The organism is Vibrio sp. 1751 (assembly GCF_033339895.1).
GTDB classification, from domain to species: Bacteria; Pseudomonadota; Gammaproteobacteria; order Enterobacterales; family Vibrionaceae; genus Vibrio; species Vibrio alginolyticus.
The window spans coordinates 25864-46298 of record NZ_JAWOVM010000002.1 but is presented as its reverse complement, the minus strand read 5'-3'; the positions used below and the strand labels follow the sequence as shown (position 1 = coordinate 46298).

At 42.1% G+C, this 20435-nt stretch carries 19 protein-coding genes; 9 read left to right on the top strand and 10 right to left on the bottom strand.

All coding sequences use genetic code 11. From position 1 onward, the window contains the following. Positions 1-3: 3 nt before the first annotated feature. Complete coding sequence (locus tag R7041_RS01370) at positions 4-1173, bottom strand: efflux RND transporter periplasmic adaptor subunit (RefSeq protein WP_017821685.1); 1170 nt, start codon at positions 1171-1173, stop codon at positions 4-6. Positions 1174-1551: 378 nt separating this feature from the next. Between R7041_RS01370 and R7041_RS01365 the strand changes: the two genes are divergently transcribed. Together R7041_RS01365 and R7041_RS01360 are read left to right on the top strand one after the other, a co-directional pair. Further along, positions 1552-2475, top strand: coding sequence for a LysR family transcriptional regulator (locus R7041_RS01365; protein ID WP_017821684.1), 924 nt, complete (start codon positions 1552-1554; stop codon positions 2473-2475). A gap of 140 nt (positions 2476-2615) precedes the next feature. Beyond that, positions 2616-3590: a porin gene (locus tag R7041_RS01360; RefSeq protein ID WP_206949678.1), complete on the top strand. Its 975-nt coding sequence runs from the start codon at positions 2616-2618 to the stop codon at positions 3588-3590. 42 nt (positions 3591-3632) lie between these two features. Here the strand turns inward: R7041_RS01360 and R7041_RS01355 are convergent. Both R7041_RS01355 and R7041_RS01350 read right to left on the bottom strand, forming a co-directional pair. Beyond that, positions 3633-4837 (bottom strand): IS3 family transposase gene (locus tag R7041_RS01355; protein ID WP_086026666.1). Its coding sequence is split into 2 segments (ribosomal slippage): positions 3633-4486 and positions 4486-4837, totalling 1206 coding nucleotides; the frame shifts between segments, so codons are not numbered across the junction. A gap of 652 nt (positions 4838-5489) precedes the next feature. After that, positions 5490-5834: a DUF3316 domain-containing protein gene (locus tag R7041_RS01350; protein WP_005377323.1), complete on the bottom strand. Its 345-nt coding sequence runs from the start codon at positions 5832-5834 to the stop codon at positions 5490-5492. 461 nt (positions 5835-6295) lie between these two features. On the opposite strand from R7041_RS01350, the gene R7041_RS01345 reads away from it, so the two are divergent. From R7041_RS01345 to R7041_RS01330, 4 genes are all read left to right on the top strand, one after another. Beyond that, positions 6296-7084 (top strand): transporter substrate-binding domain-containing protein, encoded by a 789-nt coding sequence (locus tag R7041_RS01345; RefSeq protein ID WP_005377324.1) that lies wholly within the window; start codon positions 6296-6298, stop codon positions 7082-7084. A gap of 135 nt (positions 7085-7219) precedes the next feature. Further along, positions 7220-8167: an amino acid ABC transporter permease gene (locus R7041_RS01340; protein WP_005377325.1), complete on the top strand. Its 948-nt coding sequence runs from the start codon at positions 7220-7222 to the stop codon at positions 8165-8167. Between the two features lie 14 nt (positions 8168-8181). Further along, positions 8182-8916, top strand: a complete 735-nt coding sequence (locus tag R7041_RS01335) for an amino acid ABC transporter ATP-binding protein (protein WP_005377326.1) — start codon at positions 8182-8184, stop codon at positions 8914-8916. 276 nt (positions 8917-9192) lie between these two features. Continuing rightward, a complete protein-coding gene (locus tag R7041_RS01330; RefSeq protein WP_206949753.1) occupies positions 9193-10095 on the top strand; it encodes a homocysteine S-methyltransferase family protein in 903 nt (300 codons plus the stop codon). 147 nt (positions 10096-10242) lie between these two features. Here R7041_RS01330 and R7041_RS01325 read toward each other — a convergent pair whose 3' ends face one another. Continuing rightward, positions 10243-11235 carry a zinc-binding dehydrogenase gene (locus R7041_RS01325; protein ID WP_258512466.1) on the bottom strand — a complete coding sequence of 331 codons (993 nt, stop codon included), beginning with the start codon at positions 11233-11235 and terminating at the stop codon, positions 10243-10245. A 346-nt stretch (positions 11236-11581) separates the two neighbouring features. Between R7041_RS01325 and R7041_RS01320 the strand changes: the two genes are divergently transcribed. Continuing rightward, entirely contained in the window at positions 11582-12655 is a 1074-nt protein-coding gene (locus R7041_RS01320; RefSeq protein ID WP_005377329.1) for a permease, read from the top strand. 98 nt (positions 12656-12753) lie between these two features. Here R7041_RS01320 and R7041_RS01315 read toward each other — a convergent pair whose 3' ends face one another. Beyond that, a complete protein-coding gene (locus tag R7041_RS01315) occupies positions 12754-13515 on the bottom strand; it encodes a transporter substrate-binding domain-containing protein (RefSeq protein WP_005377331.1) in 762 nt (253 codons plus the stop codon). Positions 13516-13635: 120 nt separating this feature from the next. Continuing rightward, positions 13636-14154, bottom strand: coding sequence for a cysteine hydrolase family protein (locus R7041_RS01310; protein WP_005377333.1), 519 nt, complete (start codon positions 14152-14154; stop codon positions 13636-13638). A 114-nt stretch (positions 14155-14268) separates the two neighbouring features. Here R7041_RS01310 and R7041_RS01305 point away from each other — a divergent pair, with 114 nt between their 5' ends. Next, positions 14269-15180: a GlxA family transcriptional regulator gene (locus tag R7041_RS01305; RefSeq protein ID WP_005377334.1), complete on the top strand. Its 912-nt coding sequence runs from the start codon at positions 14269-14271 to the stop codon at positions 15178-15180. A gap of 203 nt (positions 15181-15383) precedes the next feature. Here the strand turns inward: R7041_RS01305 and R7041_RS01300 are convergent, their stop codons facing one another. The 3 genes from R7041_RS01300 to R7041_RS01290 all read right to left on the bottom strand — a co-directional run bounded on the left by R7041_RS01300 (position 15384) and on the right by R7041_RS01290 (position 18276). Continuing rightward, on the bottom strand, positions 15384-16433 hold the full coding sequence (locus R7041_RS01300; protein WP_206949752.1) for an alcohol dehydrogenase family protein: 1050 nt from the start codon (positions 16431-16433) through the stop codon (positions 15384-15386). After that, positions 16430-16951, bottom strand: coding sequence for a TetR/AcrR family transcriptional regulator (locus tag R7041_RS01295; RefSeq protein WP_206949754.1), 522 nt, complete (start codon positions 16949-16951; stop codon positions 16430-16432). The genes R7041_RS01300 and R7041_RS01295 overlap by 4 nt, the downstream gene beginning before the upstream one ends. Positions 16952-17094: 143 nt before the next feature. After that, entirely contained in the window at positions 17095-18276 is a 1182-nt protein-coding gene (locus tag R7041_RS01290; protein ID WP_017635963.1) for an MFS transporter, read from the bottom strand. A 159-nt stretch (positions 18277-18435) separates the two neighbouring features. Between R7041_RS01290 and R7041_RS01285 the strand changes: the two genes are divergently transcribed. Further along, positions 18436-19320 carry a LysR family transcriptional regulator gene (locus R7041_RS01285; protein WP_033906135.1) on the top strand — a complete coding sequence of 295 codons (885 nt, stop codon included), beginning with the start codon at positions 18436-18438 and terminating at the stop codon, positions 19318-19320. 116 nt (positions 19321-19436) lie between these two features. On the opposite strand, the gene R7041_RS01280 is transcribed toward R7041_RS01285, so the two are convergent. Beyond that, a complete protein-coding gene (locus R7041_RS01280) occupies positions 19437-20342 on the bottom strand; it encodes a TIGR03571 family LLM class oxidoreductase (protein ID WP_064353954.1) in 906 nt (301 codons plus the stop codon). Positions 20343-20435: the final 93 nt, after the last annotated feature.

Sequence of the window (20435 nt, the reverse complement as noted above, 5' to 3'; positions counted from 1 at the left end):
TTCTTAGTCTTGAGCTAAACGTTTATTTGGCAACGATGTTGAGTTTGAAGCCATAATCAATGAGGTGTTGCTAATATCTAGCGTGACATTTTTTGGTGAGATTTTGCTATTTGGGCCAACTTTTGCTGGGCCATTTACCGCAATAACTGAGTCGGCGTTCAAGCCATTCTCGATGGCACGAAATGTTCCGTAACGTTCGCCTAAGGTTACGATGCTGTATTGCAACGTATTCTCTTCATTGAGTGTTAATACAAAGCGGTTTTCTAGATCTGTGCCAATAGAACGCTCTGGAACGAGAACTCGTTCAACTGGTTTGGTTGTTGATATCTGAACTCGGCCAAACGATCCCACTTTTAAGCTTGATTTTGTTGCATCGAATACCGCTCGAACCTGCAAAGTACCGGTGTTTTCGTTGATGGAGTTGTCGACAAAGTCAACGCGTCCAAAAAACTCCTGCCCATTTTGTCCAGATAGTTCAAGACGAGTAGGTAAGTTAGAGTCGGCATTGATTGTCGAGAAGTAACGGTTCCAAGTTCGCTCATCGACATCAAAGTATGCATATACCTGATCGTTAGAGACAATGTTTGATATAACGCTTTGATTTGCGTTTACATTGTTTCCTTTAGTAATGAATGCTCTTGAAATAGTGCCGCTAATAGGGGCATATATCTTCGTAAACTCAAGATCTAACTTTGCGGATTCTAACTGAGCACGCAAGGCCATTAGTTCTGCAGAGCGTTGTTTTACTGCGGTATCTCGGGCCTCTGCTTGTTCCGCTGAGATGGCCTTTCGCTTAACAAGTTGAGCGGCTCTCTTTTGTTCGTTTGCTGCTTGCTCTAGCGCAGCTCGAGCACTCTTAACTTGCGCTTCAAGTCGTGAGACCTGAGCTTTGAAGGTTCGATCATCAAGAGTGACGAGTAAGTCGCCTTTGTTGACACTCTGTCCGTCTTTGAACTCTACCGTTTCAATAACTCCGGAAACGCGTGGCATTAAAGAAACTTTCTCTGGGGCTTGAAGCCTTGTTGTAAAGGTGAACCACGATTGAACGGGCTCATAGATAACTTTGGAGACGTCTATCGTAGGTAAGGGAGTATTAGGTTGTTTGGTTATCTCTTCGTCTGCACAAGCAGCTAAAACGGATAAAAGGCCAATGCCGAAAACTTTCTTTAACATTTGTCGCGCCCTAAATGATTCTGTTCATACTAAAAGGAACGGCATTGTATTCATTGTACCTATGGGTAAATAGGCCCTCAGCGAACATAGAGTAGTGATAAAAATGCACGATTAAATATTGGTCAAAATGCTCATTTTTTGGTTTGAAAAAGGTCAGTTTAGGGTTTTAAAGACGTGGAGTATTGTTAAATGTAATAAGCCATAATAGATAGGAATAACTAAACAGAAGCTAAAGATAGCGACGAAAATTAAAGCGTTTTTAATTCGTGCATTATTTGCAATTCACTGATGCAATTTGAACCATAAAAAATTGAAATTAATTTTGTAAAATCCATTTCCCATCACATAAAGAATAAAAACTAAATAAGGAATTGTGCAGTGGATCTCGCAAGCCAACTTGAATTACTACTGGATGTCTCTGAATACGGAACTTTTGCTAAAGCTGCTGACAGAAATCATATAGATCGTTCAGCTTTGTCAAAACAGATCAAAAAGCTAGAGGATGAATTGGGCTTACGGCTGTTAAACCGTTCCACGCGTTCGCTATCCCTGACCAATGCAGGTGTTGAGATGGTGGCGCAAGCCAAGAAAGTAAGAGAGGTTCTAACCGAAACTCGTAGTATTGCTGCTACATTTCAGGATGAACCGAAGGGTAACTTGAAAATATCAAGCTCCACTTTCTTTGGCAGAGCATACTTAAATCAGGCAGTTAAAGAGTTTATAAAACAGTACCCAAACATTACTGTAGAGCTGCTGCTCGATGATAATCGAGTCGATGTTATCCACGAAGGTTTTGACGTTGTGTTTCGTATCGGACCAATCCGAGAGTCCAACATGATAGTACGTAAGTTGGCAAGCAATAATATGGCACTGGTTGCATCAAAGAGTTTTATTGACAAGTATGGAACTCCGAGCTCTCCAGAAGAGCTTATAAAAATGCCAGCAGTAATATACTCTAATGCTAACTTTAAGGCGGATAAGCTACGTATAGCGCCAAGCCAGTCATCAAGCGACGTTAGAACGTATAATATCAACGGGCAGTACTTCGTGAATGAAACTGAGTTAATGCTCGATGCCGTAAAATCTGATCTAGGGTATGCTTTAATAGGGCAGTTCTTTCTTCAGGAGAGTTTGAGTAAACAAGATCTTGTCCAGTTGCTTCCTGATTATAATCTTCCCGCAATAGGGGAAATATATGCAATGTATACTCACCGAAATCAACAACCATTAGCCAAACTGTTCATTGATACTGTTCAAAAAATAATAGGAACGCCTCCTGTTTGGATGGATTATCTCGACTAATATGAGTACTAGGACATAATGTTTTAGATTGAGGGCTTGTTTATATTTATCCATAGAATATGGTTGAATTTGCACTTTAAAAATAATTGCCACTGTTCATAATCTCACTCGATTCAAACAACATAAGTAGTGGTAATTAAATGAAAATGACAAGAACGTCGATCGCAATCGCAGCACTTTTTTCTGCAAGTGCTGCAAATTCAGCCGTAGTTTATGAAGATCAAGAATCAGTGTTAAATATTCATGGCCGAGCGCAAGGGATGTATTATTTCTCTGATGATAAAAATGCAGACGGAGATAATAGCTACATTCGTGTAGGACTTGCAGGTGAGTCTAAAATAAATGAAGATCTTTATGCATTCGGCTTATATGAGTTGGAATTTAAGTCTAATCGCAGAGATGCTGATGGGGTTGAAGATGATGAATTTGATATCCGAAAAGGCTATGTAGGAGTTGGTGCAGATTACGGAACAGTAAGTTATGGACGTCAATACGGTGCGGTCACTTTAGTATCTGACTACACGGATATTTTCCCGGAGTTTGGTAATGATGCTGCTGGTGTAAGTGCGGATCTATATGGTACCGGTCGCTCCGATTCAGTATTTAAGCTAACGACAAGCTATGAAGGTTTGAATATTCATGTTAGCTATCAGGCTGAAAACGATGAAGTGTCAACAGATGCAGCCTCTTATGGTGCGGCGGCGGACTACAAGTTGCCATATGGCTTCAAAGTTGCGCTTGGTTACAACGAAGGTGAAGGGCAATCGGGTGCAGAAGATGCAGAGCTGCTAACGGGTGCTATTGCATTTGAATACGACAAGTTTTATGCCTCTGTTTTATACAGTGATGGTGAAAACTGGGCTAAAGATGGTTCTGAAAGTAATATTGATTACACCGGTATTGAAGCAGTTGCCACTTATGAAGTAACAGATAAGCTTTGGGCACTAGTTGGCTATAACAATCTAGAGCGTGATGATGAAGATGTCGTCGATTACTACTCACTAGGTGCAGAGTACGATTTGACTTCTAATTTTAAAGCACTAGCAGAATACAGAATTACAGATGTAGACAATGAAGACGATATTCTTGCAATAGCTGCGAGATATTCATTCTAAAAAATTAATTGACCCGTCCTGATATGGGTTGGCACTTTTTAACTAAAACGCTCGATGTACTTCATCGGGCGTTTTGTATTTTAAAGCCGTATGAGGCCTCATTTGATTATAGATATCTACGGACTCTGCTACCATCGTCCTTGCTTCTTTCAGATCTTTCGGTTTCTTCAGCAAGAGCTCCATTTTGAGTATCCCATTTACACGCTCAGCTAAAGCATTCTGATAACAGTCATTCCCGTCTGTCATTGAGCAAGTCACTCTATGTTTCTTATGGATATCTTGATATTCCTTCGAACAGTATTGTGAGCCTCTATCTGAGTGGTGTATTAGCTTTTCTTCACTCTGCCGTTGCCTGAGAGCTGAGATAAATGCCCGCTTAACTGATTGAGTTTTCATGTTGTCATCCACATAAAAACCAACAATCTTCCTTGAATAAGCGTCTGTAACCAAGCTGAGATAACTCTCTCCATTTTGAGTTGGCAAGTAAGTAATATCAGCAACCCACAGTTGTTCTGGCTTCGTTGGTGTCAGCCCATCTTTCACTTTGTTTGGGTGACAGAAAAATCGATGACGGCTGTCAGTCGTTCGGTGATAGGCTCGTCTTGCTCTCACTAACAGCCGATGCTTTCTGAGAAGTTCAAAGAGCTTATCGCGACCTATTTGAATGCCCTTTGTTGCTGCTAAGAACTTCAGTTTACGCGTGCCAATGCGTGGCTGCTTCAGCCTGACTTCACGGACAAAGCCAATGACAGTATGCTCATGATGTTCACAACGAGATTGAGTTTGGCATTGCTTATAATAAGCTTGGCGAGAGATTTGTACTAACTGACAAAACTTCGTAACGCTCAAACCTACTATGGTTTTCTCTTGGACAACGCTTCTTTGTGCTTTTTTGTCACTCTAACACCATAGTCACGTTCCATAACGTTCACGACAGCTTCAAAGAAGTCGGCTTTGAGTTGAGCATCTTCGAGCTGCTTTTCAAGCTCTTTAATACGTTGCTCTGGTGTAGGAGGTGAGTTGAACTCGGTCATAGAGTCTCCTTTGGACATAAAGTTAGGTGTCCCTTTAGACCAATCTAGTCGACCATGCTTACGAAGCCAAACCAAAACCGTAGAGCAACCTTGGATGCCATACTTCTCTTGGGCTTGTTTGTAAGTGAGGCTTCCTTTTTCAACCTCATCAACTACAGTGAGTTTAAAAGCGAGGGAGTAATCGCGCTGAGTTCTTTTAGTTGTTGATTTCATAACACTCTCCAATTTTGGGGGTGGAAAGTGTCAACCTTATTTAGGACGGCACATAATAAATATAAAAAGCCTGAAACTATTTTCAGGATTTTTTATTTATCGGTGTAATTTTATAAGTGCTGATTTTCATCCATATATAATGGATTATATTGATCGTTACTTGTTAAAGTGTTTTGGATATAATTGTTTTGTTAGCTAGTCCACTGCTAGTTTTCATTTTCATATTTTTTGAATAATGATTTTTTTCTTTGGCAACAAGAAGTATCTTGTTGCCTTTTTTTTACGTCTTATGGTTAATTAAAACAAAAAGAGTTTTTTTATATTGCTATAAACGAGAAAAATATAACGAAAATTGTCAATCTTAGGTTGAGTTAATCTTCATAAAAAAGTGAACTCAATTTCAAGGGTCTTTTTCATTTAAGTGATGTGGAATCCATATGGCGAACCAAGTGAATGATAAAGCGCCAAACGACGAAATGTATCTCAATGAAGATTGGAAAAATTATTTTTATGTAAACGATAGAGGTAGGGATTGATACTGTTTATGTAAGGAGAGAGCGATTTATGAAAAGCAGTCGTTTCAATATGATTAGACACCTTTACTTTCTTAAAATAGGAAGGGCTCTAAGAAAGTAAAGGTGCAGATGATTTTTTAGTTTTTACCGCCGTCACTTGTTCTGAAGTGATAATCGAAGTTTATGATTGCACGATATTTAACTTCATCACGGTTAAGTGCGTATTCTTCAACTCTCACCTTACTATCATCGATTGCAATATCACGAGGGAAACCGCTTCCAATGATGTTTAGACGATTTCTAAGTTCATGTTTTGATAGCGTTTGGTATTCATCGACAAGATCAAACGCAGAGCTATAAGCGGCATCTTTTGTCGTAAAGTCATTGAGAACAACTTTGTTTGTAGAGTGTTCGACATGAATACCAGCAGTAGCAGATAAACTGAATAATAATAGTGATGAGAGCGTCATTAGTTTTTTCATATAGTCACCTTTTTATTTGTATTACAAAGTCAAGATGTCCAACGAATCCTTGTTAATATCTCTCGACAAAGGTGATAGTGCCATTATAGAAATGTGCTGTACATCACATTTGTGACCATTGACTATGGAAGAATTGTCAACAATAAAACTCAAGCACTTTTGACATTATGGTCAATGTGAAAAAGCGAATATCTGTATGGTTTCGTTAATAATTAAACCACTCTCGGAAACGCTGACTATTCAGTCAAAGCGTATGTTTCTTGTCGTTATAGTGACCTGCCTACAACTTAATCACTTAATGCATGCAATTCAATTGCAATGGCTTGGTATAGATTTTCATTCAGATCTTCCAGCTTAGTAACGATCCTACAAATTCCAGTGATTAAAAAGTCATTATTTGTGGTTTTTTATTCTTTTGTCGTGTATAAAAAAACTTTACAACAAATGATAAAGGAATATCCATGAAAAAGTTATTGTGTTTTGCTGCACTGGGGTTAGCTGTTTCGACGACGGTTAATGCAGACCCAATTTTAGACGACATCAAAAGTACAGGGGAGCTAAAAGTCTGCTTTGATTCTGGGTATATGCCTTTTGAAATGACAGCAAAAAATGGGCAGTACATCGGATTTGATATCGATTTGGGTAAGCAAATGGCGCGTGCCATGGATGTTAAGTTTGTTCCGGTAAACACTTCATGGGATGGCATTATCCCAACACTGTTGACTGGTAAGTGTCACATGATTATGGGCGGGATGACTATCACACCTATGCGAAATACTCAGGTGAATTTCGCTGATCCCTATGTGGTTATTGGTCAATCCATTCTCGTAGATCTCAAACATGAAGGTAAAGTGTCTAGTTACCGAGATCTCAATAGTCCAGAATATGTTGTTGCAACTAAGCTTGGGACAACGGGTGAGCAAGCGGTAAAACGATACCTTCCGAAAGCTAAGATAAATCTATACGAAACTCAGTCTGAAGCGGTACTTGAGGTTGCCAACGGAAAGGTAGATGCGTTTGTTTATGACTTTCCTTACAACTCTATTTATGTGGCGGAAAACAAAGGGCAGTTAATGCACTTGGCTAAACCGTTTACTTACGAGCCTTTGGGTTGGGCTGTGCCGCAAGGAAATCCAGATACGCTTAACTTCTTAAACAACTATTTACGTCAAATTAAGGGCGATGGAACTTACGATCGCATTTACGATAAGTGGTTTAACGACGATAAATGGTTAAAGCAAGTTAAGTAATCATTTTGTTATTGTAGAGGAGCGGCTAGCTTCTGGCTCGGTTCATCGCCAACCAAACGGTTCGCGCTGTGAAGCTAACGCTTTTCTTTATTCAAATACCCAACCAACTTTAATCAAAGTCATTCTCGGAATCACATGCAAAATAACTTTAAATCCCTATTGTGGAACGCTGTTTTTGTTCTTGTTTTGCTATCAATTTGCGGTCTTGTCTATCTGTCAGGTAAGCGAATCGATTACAGCTGGAATTGGGAGCGTGTCCTTCCTTATATTGCCACTAACGCTGCTTCATCCATTACCGCGCCTGTCGATGGGAACATCATTCTCGACGAGAATAACCAACTGGCTCTGGAGAGTATTCATGGTGATATTGTTCTTGAACTAAGCCAATATAAGTCTGTGGACGTCTATGAAGGTGATCTTATTTTTGAAGGAGATACCTTAGCAACTATAAAAGAGTGGCGCTCTGGCCCAATTTTAGATGGTGTTGTGACGACCATTAAAATCTCGCTCTGGTCACTTATCATTGCTCTAGCGTTGGGCTTAGTTGTCGGACTAATGCGTATATCCAGCAATCCGGCATTAAAAAAGCTGGCGCTTGTGTATGTCGAGGTCATTCGTGGAACGCCTCTTTTAGTACAGATTTTTATCGTTTACTTCTTTATTGGTACTGTGCTTGACCTTGAGCGTTTTACTGCGGGAGTGATAGCGCTCTCCGTGTTTACCGCCGCTTATGTCGCAGAAATTGTGCGGTCAGGAATCCAGTCAATCCCAAGAGGACAAATGGAAGCGGCGCGTTCACTAGGAATGAATTATCCCAAAGCGATGATTTATGTCATTTTACCTCAAGCGTTTAAGCAGACATTACCTCCCTTAGCCGGGCAGTTTATCAACCTGATAAAAGATTCCTCACTTGTCTCCGTGATTTCGATTACTGATCTGACAAAAGCGGGCAGGGAAGTCGTAAGTGGTAGTTTTGCCCCATTTGAAGTTTGGTTTACCGTAGCGGCCCTTTATTTGCTTCTGACTAGTACCTTATCTTGGGCAATACAAACGTTAGAAAAGAAATTGGCAGCAAGTGATTAATGGTGGAGTCATTAATGGAATACATTATTTCAGCAAAAACAATTAATAAAATTTACCCTAATGGCTGCCATGCGCTCAAGGACGTATCGGTAAATGTAGAAAAAGGGGAAGTGATTGTCATCGTAGGACCGTCAGGTTCTGGTAAGTCAACATTCTTACGGACGATCAATCAATTAGAGACAATAAATAGTGGGTCTATTATCGTAGATGGTATCGATATGTACCACAAATCTACGGATATCAATAAACTACGCGCTGATGTGGGCATGGTATTTCAAGGCTTCAACCTTTTTCCACATAAAACGGCGATAGAGAACGTCATGTTAGCACCTTTAAAGGTTTCTAAACGTGACCCTGAATCGGTGAAGAAAGAAGCAAAAGATTTGCTTTATAAAGTTGGTCTGTCGGAGAGAATGGATAATTATCCTAATCATTTATCAGGCGGACAGCAGCAGCGCGTCGCAATCGCTCGTGCGTTAGCAATGAAGCCCAACATTATGTTGTTTGATGAACCCACATCAGCACTAGACCCTGAAATGGTTGGAGAAGTTCTTGATGTGATGAAAGATTTGGCCAAGGACGGAATGACCATGGTCGTGGTTACTCATGAAATGGGTTTCGCAAAAGAGGTCGCTGATAGGGTGTTGTTTATGGAAGATGGTGAGCTTTTGGTTTCTGACTCTCCTGAGCGATTTTTTGATAACCCCTCCAATCCTAGATTACAGAAGTTTTTATCTAAGGTCTTATAATAAAAAGAAAATTTGATTGAGGGTTAGTCCCTCAATCACTTCATGCACTATTGTGGCTCGTAACGCCCGCCTCGCCGAGAGACATAGATAATGGGCTTTTTACTCGAAGTTAATGGCGATAACATTAGCTTGGTCCGAATGAAAGGTCTGGTAAATACTAGAGTGTTTAATCAGCCATTAAGTCTTTGTTCACTTTAAACATAACAATTTCATTTTGAATTGATAAAAATTGTGTTTGAATAGAGCTTATGGATGTTTGGCGGTATGGATGTCTAAATGAAGAAAGTAACAATTTTAGATGGTGGCATGGGGCGAGAGTTGAAACGTATTGGCGCCCCTTTTTCTCAGCCGCTTTGGAGTGCACAAGCGCTAATTGAATCACCACAATATGTAAAAATGGCCCATGAGAATTTCATAGACGCTGGCGCTGAGATTATCACTGTTAACAGTTATGCATGTGTTCCATTTCACTTAGGAGAGGAACTCTATGCAAAGCAAGGGGCTGAGTTAGCAAAATCTGCAGCCAAAATTGCCAGAGATGTAGTCACCAGCTCTAACGATAGAGTGCTCGTTGCGGGGTCTCTTCCTCCTGTAATGGGGTCTTACAGGCCTGAATTATTCGAGCCGAAAAGGGCACTGGAAGTGGCTTCTGAGTTATTTGAAGCTCAAGATCAATATGTTGATATTTGGTTAGCTGAGACCGTGTCTAGCCTTGCTGAAGTTGAAATTCTATCAATAATTTTAGCCAAAACAGATAAGCCCAATTATCTTGCTTTCACCTTAATGGATGACCCTAACTCTTTGCCTCGCCTTCGCTCAGGGGAATCTCTTAAAGTCGCGGTTAATACGCTGTTGAAAACAAATGTTTCAGGTATCTTTTTCAATTGCTCTATTCCTGAAGTTGTCGAGCAAGCGATCATTGATACACAAGCAGTATTGAGTGAGTCAGGTAGAGAATTGACGATAGGTGTTTTCGCAAATAGCTTTGCTCCGATAAAGCAAGCGCACCAAGCCAACGAGACCATTCAGGAAGTTCGTCATTTCTCTCCGACTGAATATCTTGAGTATGCTAAAAAGTGGCATGTGCAGGGAGCAAGCATTATTGGTGGTTGCTGTGGGATTGAACCACGTCATATTAAATTGCTAGCGACTTGGAGAGACACTCTCGAAAACGCCTAATTTTGGTGAAGCGCAGGGAAGTATGGCAAGAGGTTTTGTTTTTCATTCATCGTTATAGACAAAATAAAGGTCTTTCATATCTGGCAAAGTAACAAGATGCTTTAACTTGCTCATTACTTTGCCAGTTTGCCTCGAGATCTTTATTAATTATTTTTGGTTCAGATTAACGACAATCTTTCCAACTGTTCTCTGATTTCGCATGTCCAAGAGTGCGTTACCTACATCCTCTAAGCCGATGATCTTCAGTTTCGGTACTTCCAATTCTCCATTTTCTAATAGCTCAGACACTTCCTTTCCGGCATTAACGATACTTGCAAACCCTCTCTCGCCAAAGACATGACCAGAGCCCAAACTTATTTGGTGGAAGCCCAAGCCTTTTAAGAAGGCATCTGGATATTGAGAAGGGTCGACAGTCTTGACGAGCTCCACCATTTCTCCCTCAAAGGTTAACACCGAGGCTGCAATTCGGTCGTTATCACCGCCTACACAATCGAGTGCAACCTCAACGCCATGATTTCCGGTAATGTCCATTACTCGCTGAACTACATCTTCATGATGATAATCAATCATATGGGTTGCTCCTAACGAGGACAAATATGCGTGATTAGCTTCTGAACTAGTAGCAATGATCTGTTCAACACCAAATGTCTTTGCTAACTGAATAGCAAAGCTTCCAACGCCGCCAGCACCTCCGGCGATAAAAATGCTGCTTCGATTTGAAATATCGAGCTTGTCTACCAAAGCGCGATATGCGGTCCAGGCTGCGCAAGGTGTAGATGCTGCTAATTCAACCGGAACCTGAGGGTGCTTTATAAGCGTTCTTGAATCATGGATAGCAAATTCAGCGAATCCTCCGTGATGGCGTCTCATGTTTCCGTGATACAACACTTTATCGCCAACCTTCCAATCAACGACCGCATCGCCTACAGAGACTATTTCTCCTGATACGTCTAACCCGCCAACAAAATTGTTATCCATGTTAGTGACCATGTCTGACCAATAATGAATTTTTGCATCGACAGGATTCAAACCAACAGCGTTAACTTTAACCAATACATCAAATTGGGTTTCTAGTTTTGGTGTAGGTAATTCGGATAAAGAGAAAGTATCGTTATCTCGTTGGTAAGTTATCGCTCTCATAGGTTTTCCTTATTATTAAGAATGGTCGAAAGTCATACTAACTCAGAGGGTGCCGCTGCAATAATTATGGTTTTTTCTTATTTTGATAATTTTAGGTTATGTTTGATAAAAAGGATTCGAGATGCTCTGAAATTATCATAGACAACCAGTCTGCATAGCTAACGACATGTAACTTTATGATAAGTAATGACTAGTTTTATTATTCCATTTTTATGGAAATATTCTGTTGATTTTTTGTTTTGTTATTCTATAATTCCAGAAATATCGAAATAAAGACTTGTCTATCAGGTAAGCTTGTTAGCGAAAAATGACGAGGAGAGTAAATGTGAATACAGAAATTATAACTATGGCTAAAGAAGCGCTGGATATGTTTGCGTTTCTAGCAACCGAACTTATCATCTTATTTCTGGCAATTAGCTACATTGTCGGTGTGTTGCAAGATTTTCTAACGCCAGAAAAAATTCAATCTATTCTCAGCTCGAAAAAGGGTAAAGGTTACTTCATTGCTGCGTTGCTAGGTTCGATTACGCCTTTCTGTTCGTGTTCGACCATTCCTTTCTTAAAAGGCTTGTTGCGTGCAAGAGCTGGTTTTGGACCTATGATGGTGTTCTTATTTGCAAGCCCGTTGCTTAACCCAGTGATTATTGGTTTGTTTGTGGTGACTTTTGGTTGGAAAGTTGCGGTATTTTACTTTGCTATCGCGATGTCAGTATCAGTGGTAGCAGGCTATGTACTTGAAAAACTAGGGTTTGAACGTTACGTCAAACCAGAAGCATATCAAGCGGTAGGTTCTTCTTCGTGCGGTACTTCTTGTGGCGATTCAAGCAAGAAAAAAGAAGAAGCGAGACCAGCATCAATCTGTGGTACCAGCGCCTGCAATGAACCTACGCCAGTTGCGGCGAAAACATCTTGTTGTGGTGATGCACCAAAACCTGAACCTAAAGTGGAAGTGTCTTGCTGCTCATCAGACGGTAGTGCAACAGCGACAGTCGTGGAAGAGAAAGAACCTAGCCGCTGGGTACGTATTTGGCAATCAACTTGGAAAGACTTTAAGCAAGTGTTCCCTTATCTCATGATGGGCATTGCGATTGGTTCATTTATCTATGGCTTCATCCCGACGGAGTTCATTGCGGAGTTCGCTGGTGAAGCGAAGTGGTACGCGATTCCGGTCGCAGCAATCATTGGTATTCCATTGTACATCCGTGCAGAGGCGGTCATTCCACTTAGCGCGGCACTAGTACAAAAAGGTATGGCTCTTGGATCTGTTATGGCGCTTATTATTGGTAGTGCTGGCGCAAGTCTTACAGAAGTGATTTTGTTGAAATCAATTTTTAAGAACCAAATGATCGCTGCCTTCCTAATCGTTATCTTAACGATGGCCATGGGAGCGGGTTACTTATATACGTGGGCTTTTTTATAAAAATAACCCTCGGGCGACTGCTCGAGGGCTCCGTTTTTGTCGCCATATAGGGAAAGGGAAGTTTCCTATACCGCGCAGGCTATAAAAAGATAAAGAGGTTACTCGTAAATACTATAGGAGAAATACTTGCTGGCGATGGTTTTATGCTTACCGCTCTGGATCAATTTTTGTATTCCGCTATCGAGTAATGCTTTTAATTCTTTGTCTTGTTTTCTCACTGCTACGCCAATGCCACGACCGAACCACTTTTCCTCAGTAAACGCTGGTCCAGTAAAGTGATAGCCTTGACCTTGTGCAGTTTCAAGAAAACCAGCACTTAAACCGATTGAGCCGCCAAATACAGCATCTAACCGTCCATTGAGTAGATCGGTAAATGCCTCATCGAACGTACCATAACGACGAATATCAATATCTGGATACAAGGCCGAAAGGTACTTATCACCAATTGTGGCTCTTTGAACTCCAATAGATAAACGATTTAGGCTGCCGTCATCCATGTTGATTTCTCTATCATTTTTCATTACAAAACGAGTCGGTACTTTTGCATAAGGGACGGTGAAATCGACTTTCTTTTCTCGTTCTTCTGTGATTGTCATTGCAGCAATAATCGCATCGTTCTTGCGACTAAGGAGAGAAGGGATGATGCCATCCCAATCCATTTTTGAGATAACGCACTTTACTTCTAACTCTTTGCATAACGCGTTAGCGAGGTCGACTTCAAACCCTTCTAGCTTTCCCTCTTTTGTCGTCCAGCTAAATGGAGGGTAAGCCCCTTCAACAGTGAAGCGAATTTGTTTCCACTCTTTCGCATGGCTGAAAACTGAAAATAAGCTAATAAACAATACGACTATCCATTTCATAAACGTTTCCTTGTAACTGTTTGGAAACCAATGTTTAACACAAAGTAAGTAAATATCAATGAAAGTGCATATATGTGTGACCTTTCGCCCGCATTGTGTGAGCGAAAGGTTTTACGTGTATTACAGCTTATCTTCAATAGTTACGAGGGGAACTCTCGTTGAGACAGCGTGAAGTGCAATGTTGTGAATCATTTCATCGACCGTGGTACAGCTATCCATTAAGATCGAAACATCATACTTGTCCGCAGATTTTGAGATAGCAGTATGTGTCACGCAGTTTTGTGTCATCATTCCGCATACAAGTAACTCCGTTACATTTTTGCTTGCCAATACTTCTTCTAAACGTGTTCCTTCAAAGCTATCTGCGAAGTGCTTTACCACGATTTCGGAATTCGGCGCTAAAGCAAGAACTTCTGGGTGAATATTGGCACCGTCGCTGCCTTCATTGAAGAATGGGGCAATACCCATGGCAGGGTCGGCAATATGCTGAATATGAATCACAGGAATGTTTTGCTCATTGGCTTTAGTTATTGCTCTCTTAACATTGTCTAAAGTCGATTCTGTATTCCATAAAGGAAACTTTCCTTCTGGGAAATAGTCGTTTTGCAAATCAATTACAAGTAGGGCTTTTTGAGTCATTTTCTTTTCCTTTTATTGAGGATCATTGCGGTACGAATAATATAAAGACTTTTAGCTACCTTCTTTAGAGTCTAAAATGACACAAAAGAGTCAAAAAGCGACACTTGAAGATAAATGAAAATAGCACTCGTTAATTACCCAGATAGCTCGCAAGCCTCCGTATATGGTTTAAGCGAACTCTTCGAGATGGCAAACCGTGCGGCGGCTAAATTGGGCGTTGATGTACACTTTGAAGTAGAGATATTGGATCACTGGTCAAACACGCACTTCGATGTGAAAACAGCGGTAATGATTCCGCCTAGCGGCACTGGTCAATATTACTTAGAACCAGAGCCAGAGCTACTCGACTGGTTAAAAGTCCAATATAGTAAAGGTGCGATTTTAGCCTCCGCCTGCGCTGGTACTTTTATTCTTGCTCAAACCCAGTTGTTGACCAATAAGTCTTGTACGACACACTGGGGCTTGGCTCCTTCATTAGCGAGTCAGTTTCCCGATATCCACGTAAGACAAGAAGCCATCCTTATTAACGAAGGAACGATCATTACGGCTGGGGGTATGATGTCATGGTTGGATTTAGGTTTGGAGTTGGTTTCCTTATTTGCGTCACCGGCAGTAATGCGCCTGTTAGGAAAAATGTTGGTTATTGATACTGGTCCGAGAGAGCAACGCTTTTATCAACAGTTTACTCCAAACTTCCAACATGGTGATGAGGTAATTGTTCAAATACAGCACTATATAAACGATCATTATCAAGGAAAACTGAGCAATAAAGAGCTTGCAGAGTTGAGTTGTTTAACAGAAAGGACATTGCAGCGACGCTTTAAAAAGGCGACAGGTTTCAATGTTAACCAATACATACAAAGCTTAAGAGTACAAAAAGCTTGTGATTTACTTGAGTCGACAACCCTAACATTTGACGCAATATCATTTAGAGTGGGTTACCAAGATGTGAGCGCGTTCAGGAAAATATTTAATAGGATCGTAGGTTTAACACCGAAGTCGTTCAGATCTCGGTTCTGTTCATGAACGCCAGAAGTAAGATAATGTTGGTATTAAACATTTATAACTCAGAAGCAAACACACATATTTTTACAAGCTGGCTTAGCGTGATGAAAAGGGATAACAAGCTAAGCCAACCGTAGCGATCTTCTAAGTATTGAGAACTTTTTAGGATGCTTAAAGTGTTCTCAAATTACAACGACTTGTATAGGCCGCTGTTAATCGAAAAGCTATGTGATTTCCAAAACCAGTTTCCCAGTATGTTGCTTGCGTGAAAATACTTCTTGCGCTTGACCTATCTGGTTTAAGGGAAATGACTCCGCGACTAAGGGGCGAATTGCGTTCTGTTCGATATAGCGAACCAAGTTACCGAATACTTCTGGTGCCAAAACGGTACAACCAAATAACGCTAGGTCTTTAAGGTAAAGAGTTCTTACATCCAGCTCGACAATTGGGCCGCCTATGGCGCCGGAAACAGCGTATCTTGATCCTGGTTTTAGTACCTGAAGAAATTGTGGCCACTGCTCTCCTGCGACCAGATCAATCACTACGTCAACGCTGTTTTCTCCGAGAGTCGCCGTTAAATTTGCATCGCGAGGGATAACTTGGTTTGCTCCTAATGCCGTGATCTGTTCTTTCTTTTCTGGGCTGGCGATAGCAATGACGTATGCTCCACGCGCCTTCGCCAGTTGGATTGCGGCAGAGCCAACACCACCGGATGCCCCTGAAATCAGTACGGTATCGCTCGCTGTGACATTAGAGCGGACAAGCATGTTCTCGGCAGTTGAATAAGAACAAGGGAAGGAGGCCAAGTCGATATCCGATAAACTACTCTTCACTGCATATGCATGTTTACTGTCAACAACAGTGAACTGAGCAAAGCCACCATCACATTCTGAACCGAAGTACCAAGGCGAGCTAAGTGCTTGACTGTGGAAGCGCGTAATACATGGTTCGATGAGCACGCGCTGGCCGACTCGTGATGGGCAGATATTCTCACCAACAGCGACGATGGTACCGCATACATCGGCACCTTGGATTCGAGGGAGAGATAGCGCGTCTCCTGACCAACTTGCATCCATGCTATTGGCGTCGTTTTTAGAATACCATGCTGTTCGGGTATTGATGTCGGTGTTATTGACTCCGGCGGCGGCAACTTGGATCAATACATCATCAGGCGAGGGGACTGGCACAGGTAGATCATCGCGGTAACGAAGCATATCTGGCCCACCATGACCGATAAGTTGGACGCCTTTCATGACTTTCGGGATTGTGGTCATTGATTGTTCTCCTTCATTAGTTCTAGCAGAGTGTGTTCAGCGGATGCAAAGGCAGCGTGACCGAGAACCGGCCATGCGTTGGATAGACCTTCATGTAACAAGAAGAGTGTGGTTGCGAGGTCTTCTCGCTGACTTAGTTGGCCCATAAGCTGACGAACCGCCAATTTGTGTTGTTTTACTGCTTGATTAATCGATAGATTTTCTGGATAGGCTGCTAATGCATTGATGGACATGCAGCCATTCGGTGTAAACTCCTTCATCCAATCCTCGAGGCGAGTGAATAGGTGTAATACAGCCGGTGTTCCATTGGCAGGGGCGTCTTCGAGCAAAAAACTCAAATACCTTTGATGGCGATGCTCGAGAGCTGCAACAATCATCGCTTCCTTGGAGGGGTAGTATTTGTACAGGGTTCTCAGGCTGACTTCGCAGGCGTTTTTGAGTTGGGGTACGCTCGGCTCGGCGAAGCCATACTGACTAAATGCTTTTTCTAGGCTTGCTGCGATTTTTTCTTTCACTATTTGACATACCAGGTAGAACGTTTGTTTTACCCAAGGGTAGAATAAACTTTCTACCTCAGTCAATGGTGTATTTAAACTCTGTATTGAAAGCCCGACGTAATGCCGGGCTAATTTAAGTGATTTTTATAGATTCGGAACGTGAATCAGTGTGCCGTTGCGTGCTGCTCTCCACGCTTGTCTAGCATTCCGCTGAAACGGGTTAGTAGTAGAGCACCTAATACTACGATCGCGCCAATCCAAGGTGTGTGCATCAGCCCAGCATTGGCCACGATAAGGCCACCGCCCCAAGAACCCAGTGCAATACCTACGTTAAATGCAGCAATGTTGAGGCCGGAAGCGACGTCGACTGCATCAGGTGAATATTTCTCTGCTAGTTTGACAACATAAACTTGAAGTCCTGGAACGTTACCAAAGGCAAAGGCACCCCAGACAAGAATGGTCACTACTGCAGAAATTGGATTAAATGCTGTGACACTAAACACGAGCAATACCACAATTAGGCCCGAGAAAATCGCTGTCAGAGCTTTGATTGGCCCCATAGAGTCGGCCATCTTTCCGCCCCAGATGTTGCCGAATGCGACTGATACACCATAAACCAACATAATTAGGCTGATAGCGCTAGAGCCAAACCCCGAAACTTCTTCCAAAATAGGAGCCAAGTAAGTGAAGGCTGTGAACGTACCACCGTAACCGAGCGCGGTGATTGCGTACACCAAAAGTAGACGAGGTTGAGTCAAGACTTTTACTTGCGATGACAGCTTGGTTGCTGGTGGTTGTTTCAGATTACTCGGCACTAGCAGAGCGCTTCCTATCAGTGCGATGATTCCAAGGATCGCGACGATTAGGAAGGTTGCCTGCCAACCAAATGTCTGGCCAATCCAGGTGCCAAGTGGCACGCCCGTCACTAGAGCTACGGTGAGACCGGTAAACATAATAGCAATCGCGCTAGCGGCTTTTTCTTTTGACACTAGGCCAGTGGCGATAGTCGAGCCGATCGAAAAGAACACACCGTGTGCAAGCCCGGTCAGTATCCTTGCTGTAACTAGTGTGTTGTATCCAGGTGCTTGCCAGGCTAACAGATTGCCAAGAACAAACAGTGCCATCACAGAAAGCAGAACGTACTTTCTTTTCCAGTTACCAGTCAGCGCTGTTAAAACGGGAGCACCAACCGCGACACCAAGTGCGTACAGGCTAACTAAAAGACCCGCTGAAGGTAATGATACGTTGAGGTCGGAGGCCATAGTCGGTATCAGACCGACAATTACAAACTCCGTGGTTCCAATAGCAAAGGCGCTAAGCGTCAATGCAAGTAAAGCTAAAGGCATAACAACTCTCTCTTAAAATCATTGAATATGAATGGATAAACGAATAGCCCGTCTCCATGTCGTGTATTATTAAAGAGTTATTCGTTGCGAAAAATGGTGTTTATTACAAAATACTTTTGTTATAAATGATTAAAATGCGCAGTTAAGAAAGGGGATGAAATGTTAACCCGATCAGATGAATTAGAGATTCTCATGGCAGTTGTGGATAGTGGTGGATTTTCTTCCGCTGCTGATGCACTAGGTATTCAAGTCGCTAGGGTGTCTCGTGCGGTTAGTAAAGTTGAATCACAGTTGGGGGTAACCTTGCTGAATCGCACGACGCGCAGAGTGGAAGTTACTGAGGAAGGGCATCAGTTTGTTGAAGCGGTTCGGTTAGGTTTACTACAAATACAGCAAGCTGAAGAAGAGATCATCACACGAGGTGAATTACCCAAGGGGCGCTTAAGAGTTGATGCCGCTAGCCCATTTGTTTTACATCAACTCGTGCCGTTAATTCAGCCATTTAAAGAGGCTTATCCTGATATTCAACTCGATCTTACCTCTAATGAGGGTTTTGTGGATCTATTGGAAAAAAGAACCGATGTGGCGATACGTATTGGACGATTATCGGATTCAACACTGCATGCTAAACCTTTAGGAACAAGCCCACTATTTATCGTTGCCACGCCTGGTTATTTATCTAAACGAGGTTTCCCTGAAGCGGTGAGCGATTTGCGCAGTCATAACTTGATCGGTTTTTCTGGCGCTAAAGTGTTAAATCAGTGGCCATTACGAGGGTTTGAGATGATAGAGCCTGATACCCTATCCAGCAGTGGTGAAACGGTTAGACAGTTAGTGCTGGCAGGGAACGGCATTGCATGTTTATCTGGCTTTATGGTGAAAGATGATCTTGATTCTGGACGGTTAGTGGCATTGTTTGAATCGGAAAAAATCACAAATACTGGACGAGAACAGGTCAATGCTGTCTTCTACAAATCTTCTTCAGTCTCTAAACGTATTTCCGCGTTCATCGACTTTATTCAACCAAGACTTACTTTAAAATAACTCTATTATTGTTGTTTTAACAAAAGAGTTTTGTCGTTATTGCAGCTTTTGTTTTTCCAAGTGCCAAGCCTAGCGTGCCACCCCCTTAGTAAGGTGGCACATATTTTTATTTGATCTTAGTTAAAGCGTGGCAACACGTACTGAGCGATCTGTTCCATTGATTTCTCAATTGGTTGGCTATTACGACGGAAATGCAACCCGATGTGATTGACTCCTGCTTCTTGCATTTTTTCTAGCTCATCGCTCAAGCCATTGACTCCGGCCCGGATACCAAAATGATGCCGAACGACTGGTGCATTTGGGTTATCGACTAAATCAAGATGAATAAAGCTGGCGTAGGGTTTGTTTCCCGCTACGGAGCGCCAAAGTGCAACGCGGTGTTCATGATCATCAGGTGTGCCTGGGTAGGCGAGCCAGCCGTCTAGGTTTTCTCCTATCCATTGTGGACTTTGCTGCGCTAACCCTGCGACATAGATAGGAATATCAGCAAACTCGGGTAATAACTGTAGATCGTTACCCAGCTTATCATTTTGCGTATCTTTCAAAATCTCTACACTTTCTCGAAAAGCTGAGCCACGGCTGTCAAAGTTGGCGTTAAAAACGGGATATTCACTAGGACGGTCTCCACTAGCCACACCGAGTATCAGGCGGTCACCACTTAACTCGTTGATGGTCGCAGCGGCTTTTTTCACTAGCCAAGGTTGTCTTAACGGTAATACTATCGCTGCTGTCCCTAGTAGAATGTTGTCGGTGCACGCAGAGAGATAGCCAAGATAACTGAACGGTTCATAAATTTGTGCCGCGTCTCCAAAGTTAGGGTCGTACAACGGGACATCTCTCACCCACGCTACGTTAAAGCCTAACTTATCGGCTAACATAATACGCTGTTTATGTGCACTCATGTCTGGTACGCCGAACGGTTTTCGTTGGAGCAGCCGTTTTTTCTGGCCTTCTTGGGTCCAGTCATTATCTAGGGGGAGCTCAACACCGATGGTGAATCTGTTACTTAAATCTTTATGCATTATGAAGCCTGACTATTACTTTGAGTACTAGGAGGCAAGGTGCCTCCCTGATATTCAGGACACTATGAGATTTTTGTTGTGAGAAAAAGCGGC